Consider the following 4,295-nt stretch of genomic DNA (forward strand, 5'->3'; position numbering starts at 1 on the left):
GTGATATCAGGATAACCCCTGACATGATAAGTATTGTTACTGTCTGATAATGCTTAAGTAATGCAAAAGGGGTATTGGTGGGAGTAATAATCACCAGACGCCAGTTGTTAAGACCACTTTGAACGCTCAGAGGTCTTGAAAGAAGATAGAACTGGCCCCCATCAATCTCAACACTCACTGGTCCGGAACGATTGCCCTGGAAGGGTCCTGTATCAGCAAGTAATTTGGCAAGGTTCGGATGAAGAACCTTGAGTGAAGGTAATGCTATCGGATGACCCCAGGAGGAATCTGAGACAATTTTTGACAACCTTTTCTGATGATGGTCATGAGTCGTGGTAACAATATTTCCCTGATCATCGAGGATCAAGACGGTACTGCCAGGAAAGGGTTTAAGCGTCTGCAAATAGTTGCGCATCATTTCCGGGTGAATGTCTGAGGTGAGCACTCCGATGAACTGACCGTTCTTGCCTATAACGGGTGTCCGGTAACTCATTACCTGACCACTACTTTCCGAGATATGCTTATAGTTCGTTGTCCAGAAAGGTTGATTCGTCTGGTGTGCCTGGATAAACCACGGACGGGTAAAAGGATCGTAATTCTGGATAATTCTGGCTATACCAGAGGCTTCAGTCATTCCGTTATAGACAACCAGTTGCTTTGAACACCGAGGGCCGGTATGAATAAGGAAGGGTTCTCCCGGCTTGCTACGGCTGAAAGCAAGATAATTTCCGGAAGCTGAAGTATAAGCGATGCGCGGGATGGGTTGCCCCCCGGCAATACCGTTCTCAAAAAACTTCAATAACACCTGTCGTACACGGGTATGTGAATTTGGCTCGATCTCTTTTAGCAGACTGGCGAGAAACTGGTTCGTTTGTACAGGTTGATTCATATACATTTCAACACGATGAACAATTAAATCGCTTTTAGACGTCAGAACACGCTCAGACATATCCCCGAGTACCGCCTTTACTTCACCGTTCACAAGAGCGGAAAGCGCCGTCACAACCAGTATTGAGATGACGATTAAAATGGAGCTCAGCACGACCAGAAAGGAAAATGGATAGGGCTTTAATGTGTGTTTTTCGGTCATAGGAGTATCTGCAAAAAAGTCTGTCCAGAGAAGAATTTTATAATAATTAAGTTCTTTTTTTAACCAGATACGTCGGGGTTATTTACAATTAAATAATTTTCTCAGCTGAATGGAATCCATACACATGTGTACACATGTAGTGATGTGATTGTCGTGTTATCGATGGTCGCTCAGTGATCGGGATTTACGCACGGCGATCTCTTCTCCCGCATTGCTGACGATATTGATTATTTCTTCGTCTTTATTATGTTTTATGAAATTTCAAGTAATTAGTATTACTTGACAGAACAACAGCATTTAAAAAATTAAAATTTCATCATTAATTTTTTTCGACTCATCGTGAACACTTAATTGTTATCTGTATATCCCTGCGTTGTATAACAGGACGACAATATAGTGGGTTATCATCATAAACAATAAAACTCTGTGTCAGATACTGCATCTGTATCATGTAGTTCCGCAAGATATATCTGTATTGTCGGCCACAAAATGGCCGACATGGTTACTATTTACATCATGTAATTCCTAGGGTGAATAAAATACCCAGTTAAATTCTGTTAGTGTACATCCAGAGCCGTAGTTACCTACTCCATTAAAATCATAGTTGTTATGCACAGAACTTGACGTAGAGTCGTTTTCAGAATCATGAGTATATTTGAATTCCCAATCGTAATATCCATGTTCAAGATCATTACTCCGGATTTCTTTAAAACTTTTGAAAATTATGTCGCCATCTCGTCCGTGGCGGTAATTTGAATCCAGCGTAGCAACCACCTTTCCGCCATAATTTTCTTCAGAATAAAACTCTACTTTTCTGCCATCCGGCCATGGGCCACCATATTCTGGTGGAATCGGGATTTCCTGAAGAATGGAGATATTGAGTGTGGACTGATCTGATGTGCCTGCGTAGCTGCTACAAATATTAAACGTTCCGAGGTCACTATCATATTCCCAATACCCAAATGGAATATCCTCGTTTGCATTATTGAGGTATGGACTGTAGGTTGTGAGATCAGCACTGCTATCAAAATTCTGGGTGAGATGAGACATCTGGATCAATTTCGACGAGGATGAGGTGGTTTGGTCTGAAATACCCAGGGAAAGATAATCCCACTTATCTTCTGAGATTACCGCTAAATAAATAATCGATCCATCCGATCCGGACTGACCAATATGCTCGGTAAACGTTACACTAGCCTGCTCAGAAGGAAGAATATAGGCTGCGCCAATATTGGCATTATGTTTATCAACCTCAACAATACCCAACAAATAATTAGTTTTGTTAGTGATGGAGACCTCAACACGGTAAGCTGGGTCACTTGTCCGCTTTAATGTTCGAATCCCTTTGATTAGACCGGTAACCCCGGTGATAACAGAGTTTGCCGCATCGACACCACTTAAAGCACCCGCGAGACCGCTAAGGGTTCCAACCTGTTGGGCATTTACGGACTGCTGATTTTGATTGTATCTCTGCACTAAGTATGAGAATTCATTGGATGCATAATCAACCGCATCCTGTACGGTATTCAGATATTTAATAGCCATGGTGTCTCCCGTTATTCTGCAAAAGGCATAAATGTGAAACTAAAATCGTTTGTATCAGAAGGTTGGAAGTAACTGATCACTGAAAATGAGGGAAACCCTTCATTACCCGAAAACGTCACAGCTGCAGACGTAGAATCATAGCTACCAGTATAAAGGGTGATAGGAACGTCCTGGATCGTTACACCAGTAAAACCAAATCCTGCCGAGCCACCGTTTAAAAATAGCTCTGTTTTAATGGCTTTTCCTGTTAATGGGTTTATAAAATATAAAACCATGGTGAATTTAATAGATGAAAGGGTCACATCATGATTTATTGCAAATTTAAAAGCACCCGTTTCCTGTGGCATCAAAGAGGTAAACGCATCCATCACATAACAGTTGTCAAACCCTGATCCTCCGGCTTTAAATAAAGTAACGGGTGTAAGTAAATTATTGGTGAAATTAAGAGTGACGACCTGCTGTCCTGATTCATTTTTGGAAATTGTGGACATGACTTTGCCAGCTGAGCCAAGCACTCCCCCAAACGTTTTGAAGACATCCGTAAGTGTGGGCTCGGTAGGGGAGGCCTGGAGCTCTCCACTATTGTTACGATAAGTCAGATTGTTGTTAATATATTTCATTGCACCCTGTGCAACAAATACAGCCTTATCTCCAGCACCGTTGATAGAATAGACCTTACCTTCATCTATTGTCGTCACATAAGGATCGGTTTTTAAATTCATAACTACCTCGCTTCAGTTATCTACATTTAGAGGTTGGATTGCCTTTTCAAAAATCAGCAACTTCGTGAATAATTTATATTTTTAAATAGATAGCGACAATTTATACATTGTATACAGTCTTTTAATCTTCATCACGCATGTAATATTTTGATATTTTTTGTTAAATAGGTCATATATCAGACCTAAGTATTATTAAACAAAAGCCGGGCTGCAACGAAACACGTATCGAATCATATCCTTCATCAAAATAATCCCTTGCCAACTTTATTAAAAGCATTGCTTTAAATTAATACTCCTGTCACATTTCACATATGGTAATATTTAACATTAAGGCATGATCCTTCCCATATTAATCGGCAGATTAGTCATTGCAATTTATTACTCTCTTACACGAGCATTTTAACTTTTAATAAACCTGGCATATTAAATGTTCACAACCTTACAAATGACAATAGAAACGAAGTTCATTGCATTCTTGCATTAATACAATCATTAATCTTCATTCTCATTTTGCACCCTATGAAATATAGACGACAAATGTCTTTTATGATCCTTAACTATCTCTTTCAAAAATAATGACAGAAGACTAATATCCTTAATACACTGATCTCTCACATAGTTACTTAGGGTAATAAATCGTTTTTACAAAATGATGCATCAGAAAACCTCTTTTTTTTCGTGTATTTTAATTTTTCTTTTACATTCAATTCAAAAAATTTAACTTATACAGCCGGTAAGGTACAAAACTTCTTCCTAAATGCGCTGTCGGCATGCAAAAGCTTTCTCTTCCCTGCCCCTCTTCCGATTCGGTGGCTAATCTGTTTGTCCTGGCATTACCCCATTTCTCCCAAAAAGCACAAATCCGGCTTCATGCCGCGTCATGACTGGCTTTGTGACCTTTGTGACCCCGAAATAAGGGGTTTACGCATTTGGTTTTA

3 protein-coding genes are annotated in these 4,295 nt (G+C 39.8%); all 3 read right to left on the reverse strand.

What is annotated here, in order from left to right; all coding sequences use genetic code 11:
• A partial coding sequence (locus tag SIK69_RS07925) for a cache domain-containing protein (protein ID WP_319785819.1) occupies positions 1 to 1,090 on the reverse strand: 1,090 nt, incomplete at its 3' end.
• A 525-nt stretch (positions 1,091 to 1,615) separates the two neighbouring features.
• Complete coding sequence (locus tag SIK69_RS07930; RefSeq protein WP_319785820.1) at positions 1,616 to 2,635, reverse strand: hypothetical protein; 1,020 nt, start codon at positions 2,633 to 2,635, stop codon at positions 1,616 to 1,618.
• Between the two features lie 11 nt (positions 2,636 to 2,646).
• Entirely contained in the window at positions 2,647 to 3,357 is a 711-nt protein-coding gene (locus SIK69_RS07935) for a hypothetical protein (RefSeq protein WP_319626568.1), read from the reverse strand.
• Positions 3,358 to 4,295: the final 938 nt, after the last annotated feature.

The sequence above is a fragment of the Scandinavium lactucae genome (assembly GCF_033843265.1).
GTDB lineage: Bacteria > Pseudomonadota > Gammaproteobacteria > Enterobacterales > Enterobacteriaceae > Scandinavium > Scandinavium lactucae.

What these genes read in the sequence shown, in the direction of transcription:
- SIK69_RS07930 (WP_319785820.1), bottom strand. Translation starts at nt 2,635, where the DNA reads ATGGCTATTAAATATCTGAATACCGTACAGGATGCGGTTGATTATGCA.
- SIK69_RS07935 (WP_319626568.1), bottom strand. Translation starts at nt 3,357, where the DNA reads ATGAATTTAAAAACCGATCCTTATGTGACGACAATAGATGAAGGTAAG.